This window comes from Allobosea sp. GW823-FHT02B03 (assembly GCF_058797755.1).
Genome location: NZ_JBXAJY010000006.1, coordinates 237313 through 253225 on the forward strand (window position 1 = coordinate 237313; position 15913 = coordinate 253225).

14 protein-coding genes are annotated in these 15913 nt (G+C 68.6%); 5 read left to right on the forward strand and 9 right to left on the reverse strand.

Translation table 11 applies throughout. The features are described 5' to 3' along the window. Nucleotides 1–77 precede the first annotated feature (77 nt). The 9 genes from AC1REK_RS21330 to AC1REK_RS21370 all read right to left on the reverse strand — a co-directional run bounded on the left by AC1REK_RS21330 (nt 78) and on the right by AC1REK_RS21370 (nt 9308). Nucleotides 78–1292 (reverse strand): ABC transporter substrate-binding protein, encoded by a 1215-nt coding sequence (locus AC1REK_RS21330; RefSeq protein WP_316021178.1) that lies wholly within the window; start codon nt 1290–1292, stop codon nt 78–80. 257 nt (nt 1293–1549) lie between these two features. Further along, nucleotides 1550–2389 (reverse strand): phosphonoacetaldehyde hydrolase, encoded by an 840-nt coding sequence (phnX, locus tag AC1REK_RS21335; protein ID WP_492270657.1) that lies wholly within the window; start codon nt 2387–2389, stop codon nt 1550–1552. Beyond that, nucleotides 2386–3513 (reverse strand): TIGR03364 family FAD-dependent oxidoreductase, encoded by a 1128-nt coding sequence (locus tag AC1REK_RS21340; RefSeq protein WP_492270658.1) that lies wholly within the window; start codon nt 3511–3513, stop codon nt 2386–2388. The genes phnX and AC1REK_RS21340 overlap by 4 nt, the downstream gene beginning before the upstream one ends. A 246-nt stretch (nt 3514–3759) precedes the next feature. Then, complete coding sequence (locus AC1REK_RS21345; RefSeq protein ID WP_316021181.1) at nt 3760–3969, reverse strand: cold-shock protein; 210 nt, start codon at nt 3967–3969, stop codon at nt 3760–3762. 121 nt (nt 3970–4090) lie between these two features. Continuing rightward, a complete protein-coding gene (locus AC1REK_RS21350; protein WP_492270659.1) occupies nt 4091–4846 on the reverse strand; it encodes an SDR family NAD(P)-dependent oxidoreductase in 756 nt (251 codons plus the stop codon). Continuing rightward, a complete protein-coding gene (locus AC1REK_RS21355) occupies nt 4819–5859 on the reverse strand; it encodes a ketopantoate reductase family protein (protein WP_492270660.1) in 1041 nt (346 codons plus the stop codon). The genes AC1REK_RS21350 and AC1REK_RS21355 overlap by 28 nt, the downstream gene beginning before the upstream one ends. A gap of 160 nt (nt 5860–6019) precedes the next feature. Continuing rightward, on the reverse strand, nt 6020–6967 hold the full coding sequence (locus AC1REK_RS21360) for an isoaspartyl peptidase/L-asparaginase family protein (protein WP_492270661.1): 948 nt from the start codon (nt 6965–6967) through the stop codon (nt 6020–6022). Nucleotides 6968–7155: 188 nt separating this feature from the next. Beyond that, nucleotides 7156–8760, reverse strand: a complete 1605-nt coding sequence (locus AC1REK_RS21365; protein ID WP_492270662.1) for an ABC transporter substrate-binding protein — start codon at nt 8758–8760, stop codon at nt 7156–7158. Beyond that, nucleotides 8757–9308, reverse strand: coding sequence for a MarR family winged helix-turn-helix transcriptional regulator (locus tag AC1REK_RS21370; RefSeq protein ID WP_327521381.1), 552 nt, complete (start codon nt 9306–9308; stop codon nt 8757–8759). Before AC1REK_RS21370 ends, AC1REK_RS21365 begins: the two co-directional genes overlap by 4 nt. 96 nt (nt 9309–9404) lie before the next feature. Here AC1REK_RS21370 and AC1REK_RS21375 point away from each other — a divergent pair, with 96 nt between their 5' ends. The 5 genes from AC1REK_RS21375 to AC1REK_RS21395 all read left to right on the forward strand — a co-directional run bounded on the left by AC1REK_RS21375 (nt 9405) and on the right by AC1REK_RS21395 (nt 14854). Beyond that, nucleotides 9405–10106 (forward strand): creatininase family protein, encoded by a 702-nt coding sequence (locus tag AC1REK_RS21375; protein WP_327521380.1) that lies wholly within the window; start codon nt 9405–9407, stop codon nt 10104–10106. A 94-nt stretch (nt 10107–10200) separates the two neighbouring features. Beyond that, nucleotides 10201–11172, forward strand: coding sequence for an ABC transporter permease (locus tag AC1REK_RS21380; RefSeq protein WP_316021188.1), 972 nt, complete (start codon nt 10201–10203; stop codon nt 11170–11172). Continuing rightward, nucleotides 11169–12050 (forward strand): ABC transporter permease, encoded by an 882-nt coding sequence (locus AC1REK_RS21385; protein WP_492270663.1) that lies wholly within the window; start codon nt 11169–11171, stop codon nt 12048–12050. Before AC1REK_RS21380 ends, AC1REK_RS21385 begins: the two co-directional genes overlap by 4 nt. 184 nt (nt 12051–12234) lie before the next feature. Continuing rightward, nucleotides 12235–13947 carry a dipeptide ABC transporter ATP-binding protein gene (locus AC1REK_RS21390; RefSeq protein WP_492270664.1) on the forward strand — a complete coding sequence of 571 codons (1713 nt, stop codon included), beginning with the start codon at nt 12235–12237 and terminating at the stop codon, nt 13945–13947. A gap of 13 nt (nt 13948–13960) precedes the next feature. Further along, nucleotides 13961–14854 carry a polysaccharide deacetylase family protein gene (locus AC1REK_RS21395; protein WP_492270665.1) on the forward strand — a complete coding sequence of 298 codons (894 nt, stop codon included), beginning with the start codon at nt 13961–13963 and terminating at the stop codon, nt 14852–14854. The last annotated feature ends 1059 nt before the right edge of the window (nt 14855–15913 follow it).

A 15913-nucleotide genomic window follows, 5' to 3' on the forward strand; every position in this document is an offset into this window, starting at 1 on the left:
GAAAAGGGCGCACTCTTCCAACGGCCGCAACGCAAGGTCGCGGCCGGGATCTAGTCAATATCAGATTGAAGCGGGTTTCAGCCCGCCGGGCGCAGCGCCTTCACCTCGGCATCCGAAGGCAGGTATTTGGCACCGTCGGCATAGCGCCAGTCGACCATCACGCCCTTGCCGTTCTTGACCGCGGTCTTGCCGACATAGGCGCCGAGCGTCGCCTGATGGTCGGAAGCCCGGAACTCGACCGGGCCGAAGGCCGAGGTGAACTTCAGCCCCTTCAGCGCGTCGACGAGCTTTTCGTTCTCGGTCGTGCCGGCCTTGGCGATGCCCGCGGCGATGGCGTTCATCGTGTCGAAGCCGACGACCGAGCCGAGGCGCGGATAGTCGTTGTACTTGGCGCGGTAGGCCTCGCGGAACTTGACGTGGTCCGGCGTCTGGATGTCGGCCTGCGGATAGCCGGTGACGATCCAGCCGACGGGAGCCTCAGCGCCGAGCGGATCGAGATATTCCGGCTCGCCGGTCAGCATCGAGGCGACGGCGCGGCCCTCGAACAGCCCGCGGGTATTGCCCTGGCGAACGAAATTGGCGAGATCGGCGGCGAAGGTGACGTTGAAGATCGCGTCGGGCTTGGCGGCCTCGATCGCCTGCACGGTCGCGCCCGCATCGATGCGGCCGAGTGCCGGGAACTGCTCGGCGACGAACTCGACATCGGGCCGCGCCTTCTTCAGCAGCTCCTTGAACCATTTGGCGGCCGACTGGCCGTACTCGTAGTTCGGCGCCACGATCGCCCATTTCTTGGCCGGGAGCTTGGCCGCTTCCTCGACCAGCATCGCCGCCTGCATGTAGGTCGAGGGGCGCAGGCGGAAGGTGTAGCGGTTGCCCTTGGCCCAGACGATCGCGTCCGAGAGCGGCTCGGAGGCGACGTAGAGCCGCTTGTTCTGGAGCGCGTAGTCGGCGATGGCGAGGCCGACATTGGAGAGGAAGCCGCCCGAGAGCAGGTCGACCTTCTCGGCGTTGATCAGCTCGCCGGCGAGACGGACGGAATCCTCGGGCTTGCCGGCATCGTCGCGGAACAGCGTCTCGATCTTACGGCCGAGCACGCCGCCGGCGGCGTTGATCTGCTCCTGCGCCAGTTCCCAGCCCTGGCGATAGGGCTTCAGGAAGGCCGGCTGGGAGGTGTAGCTGTTGATCTCGCCGATCTTGATCGGCGCGCCCTGGGCGCGCAGCAGCGAGGGCGTTGCCAGCGCCGCCGCACCGATCGCGGCTCCGCTGACGAATTGGCGACGGTCAATCTTCATGGCTGTCCCCCAACTGGCTCGGTCAGTCTTCTTGCTTGCGGCCCCTCGCCGCGGATCCCCACCCTAAGCCGGGCGCATCGATGGCGCCAAGCCGGCGGAGAAATTCGTTTGTATACCTACGAATTCTCAGCGCTGCCGTTTTGTTTGTCAATCGTTCTAAATTGGGCGCGGCTGCCAAATTCGCAGGCAAAGCGGGGGGCTCACCGGCGGGGGACAGCCGCCGGTCCGTTTGTGTTCCTGTTTTCGCTTTTGCGGGCTCAGGCCGGCTGCTTCGCCGCGGCACGCGCGAGCAGGGTCGAATCAATCGCCTCGACGACACCGACGAGCTCGGCGATGCTGTCGACGACATAGTCGGCGCCGGCGGCCCGCAGGCGCGCCGCAGCCTTGCCGCGCAGAGCCTGCTGCTCGAGCAGCGGCAGCTCATTCCACTCCTCGAGCGAGAGGCCGACGCAGTTGCCGGATACCGCGAGGCCGACCGTCCAGCAGCCGGCGGCGACGCCCTCGGCGATGCCGGGCTCGGTATCGTCGACCTTCACAACCGACGATGGCGGATAGACGCCGAGATCGGCGAAGCAGCGATACATCATCAGCGGGCTCGGCCGTCCCTCCGCCAGGTCGCCGGCGCAGACGAGATTGTCGGGCTGATAGCCCTGCGCCGCCGCAGCCGGCAGAAGGCGCTCCATGATCTCGCGAGTATAGCCCGTGGTCGAGCCGATTTTGAGCCCGCGCCGGCGCAGCTGCACGATGGTCTCGGCGGCTCCCGGGATCACGTCCGCGTAATCGGTGACGACGGCGGCGTTCAGCGGCACGAATTCGGCATAAACGGCGTCGATCGCCCGCTCGTCAGGCGGCGAGCCCTGTGCCAGGCGCCAGGCCTCGGCGATCTCAGGTTCGGCAAGCAGCGCGGCGATATGGGCGCGCTTCGGCAAGCCCATCGGGCCGCGCGCCTGGGCGATGCTGATGGCGACGCCGAAGCGGGCGAAAACCTCGACGAAGGCGCCCATCGGCGCACGCGAGCCGAAATCGACGACCGTGCCGGCCCAATCCAGCACCACCGCCCTGACGGCCTTGAATGGAAGCATGGCGACGGCGCTCATCCGAACATCTCCGCAATGGTCTCTTCGCCGATCGCGAAGGACGTGGAAGCCCCGGTGCCCGAGGTGACGATCACCAGGCGGATGCGCTCGGCGATCGTCTCGCGCAGCATCGGACGATCCGGCAAGCTGGCATAGGTGCCGAGCCAGCGCGCCTCTATCGGCGGGCGGGCGCCAAAGACGGCCTCGTATTCGTCGAGGATCAGCGCGTCGACGGCATCCTGACCGAACGGGTCCGGCGTCGCTGCATAATGATGGGAATCGCCGACGACACGGCTGCCATCGGCGGAGGCGACGGCGATCAGATGGATGCCGTTAGCGAGCTGGGCCGGCTGCTCACGCTCGAGCCTGGCGCGCAAAGCGGCGGCCTCCGGCAATTCGGCGTAGCCGAGATAGCGCACCAGCGAGAGGTCCGACATCACAGCGCAGGGCAGATCCGGCCCGGACGCCGCCGTGCGGACCCGCAGCATCTGCAGCTTGCAGCGGGTGAGCGCGGGATAGGCGCGCTTCAGCTCGTCGGCGTAAAGCCCGGTAAAGTCGTCACCCGGGCAGATGATCGCGGCGTCCGCCCGCAAGGCTCCGGCCGAGGTCACGATCGTCGGCAGGGCGATGCCGCGCACCGTCGCCTGCCGCAGGAAGGAAACACCCCAGTCGCGCGCGAGATGCGCGGCGAGCAGCGGGATCGCCTCGCGCGATTCGACACGCAGGTCATGCGGGCTCCAGAGGGCCGCTTCCTGACCGGGCGCAAGGAACGGAAAGCGCTTCGCCAGGGCCTCGCCGCGCAGGAGTTCGCAGCCTTCGCCCATTTCGGTGGCGAGAAAGGCCTCGAGCACCGCCGTCGCCTCGGGCCGGCGCGAGGCGACACAGAGCCCCGCATGAACCAGAGAAATCCCCGCCTTCGGCGCGACCTCGGCCCAGATCTCGCGCGAACGCCGTGCCCGCTGCCAGGTGGCGCCGGCTTGCTGACCGGTGACCGTGACGAAGCCGAAATTGCGGACCGAAGCGCCATTGGCCTGCGCATCGCGGTCGACCACCACCACCTTCAGCCCGCGCCGCGCGGCCGCCAGCGCGTGCGCGAGACCGACGATGCCGGCGCCGACGATGGCGAGATCGAAACTGCGCTCCACTGGCTTTCCTCCGCTGGCGTACCCGCGCGCCAAGGCAAGCTGGCCCAGCTAGAGTAGCTTTAATGCAGATCGATGACAGTGATGCGGTTGCGAGCGGCCTGCGCCGCGGAGGGAGCCTGGCCCTGCCAGCGCTCCTAACCGCCGCCGATCGGCGACGGAAATGCCCGGAATCATCAGTTCTTGACGAGTTCGATATGGCGGGGAAGCGGACGCCGCTTGTCCGCTACCCTCGTTAGGCGATGGTCTTCAGGCAGTCTTCAGATTGACAGCCGCCGACTTGCCGGTCTTGCGATCGGCTTCGAGGTCGAAGGAGATCTTCTGACCTTCGTTCAGGCCGCGCAGGCCCGAGCGCTCGACTGCGCTGATATGCACGAAGACGTCGCTGCCGCCGGCGTCCGGCGTGATGAAGCCATAGCCCTTGGTCTCATTGAACCACTTCACGGTGCCCGTTGCCACGTGCTCTCCCTTCACTTTCGGCGGGCGGCGAGTGCCGCCCGGCGCGCACTCTAGGGCGATCCTTGCGCATGTGGCAATCCGGCTCAGCAACGAGCCCGATCATCCCTTTCGGGGAGAGGGTTCATGAGCGGCCGCCATCGACCGACAGGACCTGCCCCGTGATCCAGCCGGCCTGCTCCGATAGGAAGAACAGGCTGGCATGGGCGATGTCGGCGGGCGTGCCGAGGCGGCGGGTATGGATGCCCTCGATCAGTCGCTTCTGTCCCTCGGCTCCGTAGGACTGCCATTGCCGCTCGGTCGCGGGATTCGATCGGACGAAGCCGGGCGCGACGGAGTTGACGGTGACGCCATGCGGCCCGAGCTCCCAGGCGAGCTGCCGGGTGAGCCCGACCAGCGCGTGCTTGGCGCTGGCATAGGCCTGGATGCCGGTCAGGCTCGGCCGCAGGCCGGCGCCGGAGGAGATGTTGACGATACGGCCGTAAGCAGCCTGCTTCATCGCCGGTGCAACGGCCTGCGACAGAAAGAAGGCGGCGTCGACATTGGCGGCCAAGATGGCGCGCCAGTCGCTTTCGGAGATCTCCTCGATCGGCCGGCCGACCTGGCCGCGCACGCCGCCGGCCGCGTTGACCAGGAGGTCGAGCCGGCCCTCGGTCGCGAGGATCGCGTCGACCAGCTCCTTGGGCGCCTCCGGACTGCCGAGATCGGCGGCATGCGCCTTCGCGCCGAGTGCTTCCGCGCTGGCGGCGACGCCCACGGCGTCGAGATCGGCGAGATGAACTTTCGCGCCGGCCTCGGCCAACGCCTGGGCGATGGCGCGGCCAATGCCCTGCGCGGCGCCGGTGACCAGGGCTACACGGTCGTCGAAGCGGATCTGCATTGCTCGATCAGCACCTTCAGGGTTTCGAACGCCATCGGCCGGCGGCCTTCCTCGATGTCCTCGATGAGAGCGACCAGTGTCTCCAGCGCCGGCGTCGCGACGCCGACCTCGCGGCCGAGCGCCGAGATGATGCCGATCTGCGGCCGGGCTTCGGTCTTGCGCTTGCGGACGGCAAGGTCGCGCCAGATGCCGGAATGGGTCTTGGCGGTCTTCGCGGTGTAGTCGGCGAGCCAGGCAATGGTCTCCACCTGCGGGCCCTCGGGCGCGCCGGGTGCGAAGACCTTCGGATCGAAGTCGCCGAAGCCAAGGGAGGTGACGCCACGTGCCGCCGCGACCGCGCCCACCTCGCGCCCGAGCGCCAGCCAGACCGGCAGCCGCTCCGGATCGGCGAAGTTCGCCGACATCGAATCGTTGGTGAGGGCGGTGCCGAACAGCATCGCGCCATAGGCGAGCTTGCCCCAGAGATAGCCGTAGATGTTGTCGGTCAGGATGGAATCGGCATCGAACAGGCTGAGCAGCCGGTGCATTTCGCGGGCCCGCTCGGTGATCCGCCCGTCGAGCTCGCCGACGACCACGGCGCCGCGATTGCCGTAGAGAATCTCGCCCGGCCCGTGCCAGTCGGCCCCGAAATTGACGAAGCAGCCCATCGTCCGGGCCTCGCCGACGGCTTTTGAGATGACGATCTCGTTGAGCCCGTTCTGGGCCGAGAGCACGAAGCCGTCCTCGGCGAGATGCGGTGTCAGTGCCGCGAGAGAAGCCTCCGTCGCGCCGGCCTTCACGGCGAGCACGATGCGGGAATAGGTGCCGGTCAGCTCCTGCGGCGTCACTGCCGGCACCATTTGCCGGAATTCCTCGACCGGGCCGGTGATCACAAGACCGGTCGTCCGGCAGGCCTCGACATGCTCCGGCACGATATCGACCAGCAGCACGGGCACGCCGGCGCGCGCCCAATAGGCGCCGAGCGTGCCGCCGATCGCGCCGGCGCCCCAGATCAGGATCGGTTCGGTCGTCATGAGCCCGCCTTCTCCCACCCAAAGCCCTTATCCTGAGGAACGATCGCAGATCGCGTCTCGAAGGAGGCTCCAGAAGACTCCCTGACCAGCTGGAGCATCCTTCGAGACGGCCGCTTCCGCGGCCTTCTCAGGATGAGGGTCGAGAGCAGATGACCGCCGCTCACGCCTGCCCCACCATGTCGACATCGGCATGGGTCGCGACATGGACGAGCCCGTCCGGCGTGACCCAGCCGCGATACATGCCCTCGGAATTGTAGGGCGCGACGATCGTGCCGTCGGCGCCGATGGCGACGAGGCCGGCCCCGATCCTGTGGGCGCTGAGCTCGGCGATGGCGCGGTCCGCCGCGTCCTGCAGCGAGAGCCCGGCATAGCCGATCAGCGACGCGATCTCGTGGCCGACGCAATAGCGGATGAAGTACTCGCCCTTGCCGGTGCCGGAAACGGCGCAGCGCCCGTCGCGGGCATAGGTGCCGGCGCCGATGATCGGCGAGTCGCCGACGCGCCCGGGCGGCTTGTTGGTGTAGCCGCCGGTCGAGGTCGCGGCGGCGAGGTGGCCGGCCCGGTCGCGGGCGACGGCGCCGACCGTGCCGTGCTTCTCTGCCTCGCTCGCGCCGGCCATGGTGCCGACGAGCTCGCGGATCTTCATCGAGGCGAGGTTCTTGCGCCGGCGCTCGGTCGAGAAATAGTCGTTGGCGACGATGTCTAGCCCTTCGGCCTGGGCGAATGCGTCGCCGGCCGGCCCGGTCAGCAGCAGCGGGTCACCCCGTTGCATCAACGCCCTGGCGGCGGTGATGGGATTACGGATCCGCTTGACGGCGCAGAGCGCCCCGGCTGCCAGCGTCGCCCCATCCATGATCGAGGCGTCGAGTTCATGCTCGCCATCGGCATTGAGGGCGGCGCCGTGGCCGGCATTGAAATGCGCGGAATCCTCCATCACCACGACGGCGGCCTCGACCGCGTCGACGGCGCTGCCGCCCTTGGTCAGGACGGCCCAGCCGGCACGCAGCGACTTGGCGAGATGGGCCTTGGCCTCGGCCCATTCGGCGTCGGTCATTTCGGATTTGGGCAAGGTGCCGCAGCCGCCATGGATGGCGAGAGCGATGGTCATGGTGATCGTGAACCTCGACGAGCCCCCTCCCCCTTACGGGTCGGGCAGGAACAGGGGGCGAATGAGTGGGTGAGCGCTCGTGGGCGCTAGATCGGGTCAGGCAGTAGGCCGGAGGGTGGCGATGCGCCTTTGCGCCGCCACCCCTGGTCCCTCCCCGCCAGGGGGAAGGGGATAGCCACCAGCTCTTTTCACTTCACAGGCTTGATGTCCATGGCCAGCGTGTCCTCGTCGACGCGCGGGCGGATCGTGACCTTGGCCTTCTGCATCGCCCAGGCCGAGCCGACGGCGACGATCGGCAGGCGCGGCCGGTCCTTGGCGACGATGGCGTTGGCCTGCGCCAAGAGGTCGTTGCGCTTGGCCTCGTCCATCTCGACCGCTGCATCCTCGATCAGCTTGTCGAGCTCGGCATTCTTGTAGCCGAGCACGTTGAAGGCCCCGAGCTTCTTGGCGGGATCATTGGAATGCACCACCGAAGAGAGCGTGTAGTTCGCCTCGCCGGTCAGCGTGCCCCAGCCGGACATGGAGAGCGAGAACTCGCCGCGCAGGCGGGCCGGGAAGAAGACCGCGCCGGGTTGGGCGTTGGCGTTCACGTCGATGCCGATGCGGGCCAGCATCTGGGCGATCGAGGTGCCGACCTGCCGGTCGCCGGGCAGGCGGTCGCTGGTGAAGGAGAAGCCGACCTTGAAGCCATTGGGATAACCGGCCTCCTCCATCAGCTTCTTCGCCTTGGCGAGATCGGGCTTCAGCGGCGGCAGGCTCTTGTTGTAGCCGGCGATGTCCGGCGTCACGAGCTGGTTGACCGGCGCGCCGAGCCCTTCCATCGCGATCTCGGCCAGCGCCGGCCGGTCGATGGCAAGGTCGATCGCCTCGCGGACCTTGGCGTCCTGCAGCGGGTTCTTCGGGAGGGGCGAGCCGTCCTTGGCGCTGACCTGCGGGGACTTGTCCCGCATGTCGAGCTCCATGTTGAAGACGTAGACGGTGTCGATGGTCGCGACCGAGAGCTTGGCATCGCGCTTCAGCGTCGGCACGTCGGAAGCAGGCGCGCGCACGATGATGTCGACCTGGCCGGCCTTCAGTTGGGCGACGCGGGCGGCGTCGTTCGGCAGCTCCTTGCGCAGCACTCGGGCCCAGGGCTCCTTCTCGCCCCAGTAGCCGTCGAAACGGTCGAGCACGAGCTGGTCCTTCGGCGTCCAGGAGACGAATTTGTAGGGGCCGGTGCCGATCGCCGCCTTGCCGCTGTTGAAGGCGTCGTTGGCATTGTCCTTGGTCAGGCCGGCCGCCGCCTTGTGCGAGACGATGAAGAGCCGGATAAAATCGTTCGGCAGATTCGGCGCCGGCCCGTCGGTGACGATGTGGACGGTGAGCGGATCGACGATCTTCACCTCCTTGACGCGGCGGACATAGATCGTCGTCGGGTTCGGGCCGGCGACGACCGGAATGCGCTCGATCGAGAACTTGACGTCCTCGGCGGTGAAGTCGGACCCGTCATGGAACTTCACGCCGGGCCGCAGCTTGAACTCCCAGACGGAGGGCTCGATCGCCTTCCAGCTCGTCGCCAGGCGCGGCTCGATCTGCAGCTTGTCGCCCGACCAGGTCAGCGTGTCGAAGACATGCTTCAGAGCCTCCGCATGGGTACCGGTCGCGGTGAAATGCGGGTCGATCGATTCCGGGCCGGCGCGCACGCCGATGGTCAGGTTCTGGGCCAGCGCCGGGCCGGCGAGCGCGACCCCGAACAGGGCAGCGAGCGCGGCACGGCGCCAGAGCGGAAAGATGCGCGGCAAGGTCTGCGTCATGACGGGTTGCTTTCGGGTTCGAGGTCGGCAGGCCAGATCGGAGAGGCGATCACCATCTTGTCCAGGAGCTCGCAGAGCTGCTTCTGCTCGGCCTCGGTCAGTGTGCCGAGCATCGCGGCCTGCTGCTGCACCATCCGCGGCATGGTCTCGTCGAAGATGGCGCGGCCTGTCGGCGTCAGCGCCAGAACATAGCTGCGCAGATCCTCAGGGTCGGTCTCGCGCTTGAGCAGGCGGCGCTGGAGCAGCTTCTGGATCGCACGCGACAGCGTGTTCTTCGGCAGACCCGCGGAAGCGACGATGTTCTTGGCGGCGACGCCGCCCTTCAGCCCAACCGCGTAGAGCGCGACGAATTCCGGCCGGACCAGCCCGTAGCGGGCCTCGATCCAGCGATAGACCGGATCGTTGAAGCGGAAGGCGATGAAGTTCAGCCGGAAGGAAAGCCAGCAGGGATTGTCCCAGAGCTTGGTGACGATCAGCGGATCGAGATTGCGCAGAGCGGCCTCGCGCTCGCTGTCCAACTTCGACAAGGCAGTCGGTGCATGGCGCATCTCGGCACTTCCTGACTTAGTTCCATGTGGAACTTGACGACCCCCTATGCCACTGTCAAGGATGACGTGCTTTTGCCGAAACGCAAGGATTTGGCCGTGCTCGTCGCTGAGATGAACTGGATGCAGATCGAGGAGCAGGCGAGGCGCGACGACCGCTGCGTTCTGCCGCTCGGCTGCATCGAGCAGCACGCCTATCTGAGCCTCGCCACCGATGCGATCCTGGCCGAGCGGGTCGCGAATGAAGCCGCCGAGCCGCTCGGCATCCCGGTCTTTCCGGTGCAGGCCTATGGCATGACGCCGGGCTTCACCGCCTATCCCGGCACGGTCTCGCTGCGGATGAGCACCTATATCGCGCTGCTTGAGGATCTGCTCGAGGGGTTCTACCGCTCCGGCTTCCGGCGCATCGTGCTGGTCAACGGCCATGGCGGCAATTCGCCGGCGATGACCTTCGCGACGGAGTGGATGGGCAAGCGCCCCGACGCCAGCGTCAGGATGCACAACTGGTGGGCCGGCCCGCGCTTCCAGGCGGCGGTCCGGCAGGTCGACCCGGCCGCCTCACATGCCTCCTGGATGGAGAATTTTCCCTGGAACCGCCTGGCCGGCGTCGCGCTGCCGGATGCGGTCAAGCCGCCCTTCGACAGTGCCCTCTACCAGGCCGCCAATCCGGCCCGGAAGCGCGAGATCCTCGGCGACGGCAATTTCCACGGCTGCTACCAGAAGCCCGACGAGGAGATGCTCCGGCTCTGGGCCGTCGGCGTCGAGGAGACGCGCGCGGCGATGGTGGAGAGCTGGCCGTAATGGACTATGGTCCCGCAACCTCCGGGTCCCATCCGACCGCCTCGCGGTCGCCCGGGACAGGGGCTGCGAGGACCACCCGGGCGATGTCCAGCCTATGCTGACGCACGTCATCGAGCGCATCCTGCAGGCGCTCGTCGTCATGCTCGTCATGTCGGCGCTGGTCTTCGTCGGCGTCTACGCCATCGGCAATCCGATCGACGTGCTGATCGGCCCCGATGTCAGCCAGGACATCAGGCTCGAGACGATCGCCCGCTACGGCCTCGACCGGCCGCTCTGGGAGCAGTACTTCACCTTTCTTGGCCGCGTGCTGCACGGCGATTTCGGCCGCTCCTTCGTCTTCGGCATGCCCGTGCTGGAGCTGATCCTGTCGCGCCTGCCGGCGACGCTGGAACTGACGGTCGCGGCCGTGGTCGGCGCGGCACTGATCGGCATTCCCGCCGGCATCTATGCCGGCTACCGGCCGGACAGCGCCCTCGCCAAGGCGATCATGGCGCTCTCGATCCTCGGCTTCTCGGTGCCGACCTTCTGGATTGGCCTCGTGCTGATCATGACCTTCGCCGTCGAGTTGCAGATCCTGCCGGCCGGCGGGCGAGGCGACACCGCCGCGCTGTTCGGCATCGAATGGAGCTTCCTGACCGCGAACGGGCTCAGCCACATGCTCCTGCCGGCGGCCAATCTCGCCTTCTTCAAGCTCGCTTTGATGACGCGCCTCGCGCGCGCCGGCACCCGCGAGGTCATGCTGAGCGACACCGTGAAGTTCGCCCGCGCCGCCGGCCTGTCGGAATGGACGGTGCTGCGCCGGCATGTGCTGCGGCTGATCTCGATCCCGCTCGTCACGGTTTTCGGGCTCGAATTCGCCTCGACGCTCGCCTTCGCCGTGGTGACCGAGACGATCTTCTCCTGGCCGGGCATCGGCAAGCTGATCATCGACTCCATCCAGTCGCTCGACCGGCCGGTGATGGTCGCCTATCTGATGCTGGTCGCCTTCGTCTTCATCATGATCAATTTCGTGGTCGACCTGACCTATTTCGCGCTCGATCCGCGCCTGCGGAAGGGGCGGGCATGATGCGGAAGGATTCGCCCGCCGCCCGCTTCTGGGCCGAGTTCCGCGAGAGCAGGATCGCAGTCGCGGCGCTCGCCGTCGTCGTGGCGCTGGTCGGCGTCGCCCTGCTCGCCCCGCTGATCGCCCCGCAGGACCCGTACGACCTCGCCAAGCTCGCGCTGATGGATGCCCGCCGGCCGCCGGGCTATGTCGGCTCCGGCGGCTACACGCACTGGCTCGGCACCGACGCGCAGGGGCGAGACCTGTTCTCGGCCATCCTCTACGGCCTGCGCATCTCCCTGCAGATGGGGCTGGTCGCCGGCGCCATCGCCTTCGCGGTGGGCGTCACGCTCGGCATCTCCGCCGCCTATCTCGGCGGAAGGCGCGAAGCCTTCATCATGCGGGTGATCGACCTGCAGCTCGCCTTCCCGGCGATCCTGCTGGCGCTGGTGATCTCGGCGCTGCTCGGCCAGGGCAAGGCGCAACTGATCGCCGCGCTCGCCGCCGCGCAATACGCCTATTTCGCCCGCACCGCCCATGGCGCGGCCTCGGCCGAGCGCGGCAAGGACTATGTCGAGGCGGCGCTCTCGACGCCGCTGCCGGCGCGACAGGTGGTCTGGCGCCATATCCTGCCGAACTGCCTGCCGCCGCTGATCGTCGTCGCGACCGTGCAGGTGGCGAATGCGATCGCGCTCGAGGCGACGCTGTCCTTCCTCGGCGTCGGCCTGCCCGTGACGGAACCCTCGCTGGGGTCGCTGATCGCCAACGGCTTCCAGTACATGCTGTCCGGCCGCTACTGGATCTCGATCTATCCGGGCCTTGCCCTGATCCTGCTGATCGTCGCGATCAACCTCGTCGGCGACCAGGTCCGCGACCAGGTCAATCCGAGGCTGAAGCGATGAGGGCGGCCTCGCACGGACTCGGCGCGGCCCAGCCCCCTCTCCCCTTGCGGGAGAGGGTCGGGGTGAGGGGTCGCGCGACGCCAACCGGTTGGCGCTTCGAAGGTGCAACGGCGTTTGACGAGGTCGTGCGACCCCTCATCCGCCTGCCGGCACCTTCTCCCGCAAGGGGAGAAGGGAACAAGCCATGACCGACGCGCCTCTCCTCGACGTCCACGACCTCAGCACGCATTTCTTCACCCGCGCCGGGGTGGTGAAAGCCGTCGACGGCGTCTCCTTCTCGCTGCGGCGCGGCGAGGTGATGGGGCTCGTCGGCGAATCCGGCTCGGGCAAGAGCGTCACCGGCTTCTCGATCATCGGCCTGATCGACCCACCCGGCCGCGTCGCCGGCGGCTCGGTGAAGCTCGAAGGGCGCGAGCTCACCGGCCTGCCGCAGGACGAGCTCCGGGCCCTGCGCGGCAAGACCGTTTCGATGGTCTTCCAGGACCCGCTGATGACGCTGAACCCGGTCCTGACCATCGGCGAGCAGATCCGGCTGGCGCTGGAGGCGCATCGCAAGGTCTCGACGGCGGAGGCGCGCCGGCGCGCGATCGAGGGCCTCGCGCAGGTGCGCATCCCCAACCCGCAGGCGACGGTCGATTTCTATCCGCACCAGCTTTCCGGCGGCATGCGCCAGCGCGTCGCCATCGCGATCGCCTTGCTGCATGGGCCGAAGCTGATCATCTGCGACGAGCCCACGACGGCGCTCGACGTTTCGATCCAGGCCGAGATCCTGGCCGAGATGAAGGAGCTTGTCGCCGAACTCGGCACCGCCCTGATCTGGATCAGCCACGACCTCGCCACCGTCGCCTCGATCGCCCAGCACGTCGCGGTGATGCGGCTCGGCAAGATCGTCGAGGCCGGCCCGATGCTCGACGTGCTGACGAGGCCGCAGCATCCCTATACCCGCGCTTTGCTCGATGCCCTGCCCTCACGCGGCACACCGGGTCAGTACCTGCTGCGCGGTGGCGGAGTTCCCGACGCCGCTCCGCCGCCACGCCTGCCGGCGGCGGAGGCCGAGCCGGCCGGCGACGAAGCCGCGCCCTATTTCGTGCTCGACGGCGTCAGCAAGCGCTTCGAGGCCCGCACCGGGGCACTGCGGGCAATGGCCGAGAGGCTCGGCCTCGCAAAGCCACCGGTATCGGTGCTGGCCGTCGATTCCGTCAGCCTGACCGTGCGGCGCGGCGAGGCGCTCGGCCTCGTCGGCGAATCCGGCTCCGGCAAATCCACGCTGGGGCGGATGGCAGCTGGCATCTACGCGCCGAGCACCGGCACGGTGCGCCTCTCCGGCCGGCCGGTGATGAGCGCCGGCGAGACGCCGCGCAAGCTCACCACCCGCGTCCAGACGATCTTCCAGGACCCGTTCGCCTCGCTCGATCCGCGCATGCGCATCGGCGACAGCATCAGCGAGGGGCCGCGCGCCCATGGGCTGGTCGGCAAGGCCGAGGCCGAGGCTTACGTCCGCGACTGGCTCGGAGCCGTCGGGCTCGATCCCGCTTTCGCCGGCCGCTATCCGCACCAGTTCTCGGGCGGCCAGCGCCAGCGCGTCGCGATTGCCCGTGCGCTCGCCATGCAGCCGGACCTCGTGATCTGCGACGAGCCGGTCGCCTCGCTCGACGTCTCGATCCAGGCGCAGATCCTCAACCTGCTGATGCGGCTGCGCAGCGAACTCGGCCTGACGCTGATCTTCATCTCCCACGACCTCTCGGTGGTGCGCCATCTCTGCGAGCGGGTCGCGGTGATGTATCGCGGCAGCATCGTCGAGGAAGGCCCGGCGGCCGAGGTCTATGACCGGCCGCAGCACGACTACACCAAGCGACTGCTCGCCGCCGTGCCGGTGCTGCCGGCGGCGGCCTCGTGACTGGAGGATGACGATGGACGATCTCGAACCCTGGCAGTGGTCGGAAGAAACCTGGCGCGGCAAGGTCGAGCGCGTGCGCGCCGGCCGCAATCTCAAGCCGAAAAGCTGGCCGGGCGGAGCGCGCTGCGCCGTCGCGCTCTCCTTCGACGTCGATCACGAGACCAACGAACTGCGCGACGGCGGCAAGTCGGTCGGGCGGCTCTCCTGGGGGCAATACGGCAACCGCGCCGGCATGCCGCGCATCCTGTCGATGCTGGCGAAGGAAGAGATCAAGGCGAGCTTCTTCGTGCCGGCGGTGACCGCCCTGCTCTATCCCGACGAACAGCGCCGGGTCGTCGCGGAAGGCCACGAGATCGGCCTGCACGGCTGGATCCACGAGGTCAACACGGCGGTGCCGCCCGACAAGGAGCGCGAGCTGCATCTTCGCTCGGCCGATACGCTGGAGAGGATCACCGGGGTCAGGCCGGTCGGCATGCGCACCCCGTCCTGGGATTTTTCCCAGGTGACGCTCGCGGTCGAGCGCGAGCTCGGCCTGCTCTACGATTCCTCGCTGTTCGCCGATGACGACCCCTATGAGCTGATCGAGAACGGCGAGCCGACCGGCATGGTCGAGCTTCCGGTCGAGTGGATCCGGGACGACGCGGTCTATTTCAACATGAACCGCTTCCAGGCGCTGCGGCCCTATACGCCGCCGGAGGCCGTGTTCGACATCTTCCGCCGCGAATTCGACGGCGCCTACGAGGATGGCGGGTTGTTCCTCCTCACCATGCATCCGCACGTCATCACCTATCGCTCCCGCTTCTGGATCGTCGAGGAACTGGTGCGGCACGCCAAGGGCAAGGGCGATGTCTGGTTCGCGACCCATGCCGAGATCGCGGCCTATGTGAAGGCGCAGGCCGGACTCTGAAACCCGCGCAAAACCGGGCCGGTTGCCGCTTGGGAAGCGGAACCGTGCCCGATTTCGGCCGTTTTCGGTTCATCCGGAATTCAGGGCGCGAGGGCGCTGATGTCCGGAAGAACAACTGGAAACGGACGTCACCATGCGCCTCAAGAATATGCTCCTGCTCGGCACCCTGATCCCCGCCATCGCTCTTTCGCAGGGCAGTTTCGCCGCGCCATCGCTCCAGCTTGCCCAGGCCCAGTCGGGCGATGACGACCGGCCCGATCCGCGCCGCCAACGGCCGGGCGGGCAGGAACGTCCTCCACAAGGTGGGCAGGAGCGCCCCGGTGCCCGTCCGGCGCCTGGTCAGCCGCCGGCGGCTCGGCCCGGTGCGCCGGAGCGTCCGGCCGGCGTGAACCCGAACGTGCCGCGTCCGCCAACCGCGCCGCAGGCAGCGCCCCCGGCCGGCCGAGCCGCGCCCGCAATGCCCGAGCAGCCGCGCCGCCCGTCACCGCCGGCGGGCCCCGCCCCTGGCCAGATCGCACCCTCGGCTCCGCAGGGGGCACCCCGTGCGCCCTCCACCGTGCCCTCCGCGCCGCAACGGCCGGCCCCGGGCCAGATCGCGCCGCAACCTGCGCCGGGGCGGCCGGATGCGCCGGCGCCCCGGCCCGGGGGCCCGGGAACACCGTCGGGCGACGGCCAGCGCCGGCCCGGTCCTGCGCAAACCGCGCCAGGCCAACCGCCCGCAGCGCCAGCGATGCCGGCCACGCCCAATCGCCCCGCGCCGGGCCAGACGGCTCCGGGCGGCAACCAACCGACCGTCGTGCCGCCGGCCGGCAGGGCGCCCGCTGCCCCACCGCAACCCGGCATGGCGCCGTCGCAGCAAGCGCCGGGCTTGAACCGCCAGCCCGCGCCCGGGCAGGCAGCTCCCACACCGGGCACGGCGCCGCGGGCGGTCCAGCCGCAGCCCGGCACGGCGCCCGCCCCGACGGCGCCGGCCCAGCCGCCCTCAGGTCTCAACCGCCAGCCGGCGCCCGCGCCGGTGCCCGTGGCCCCCGCGCAGCCCGGAACCGGCCAGGGCGCAGT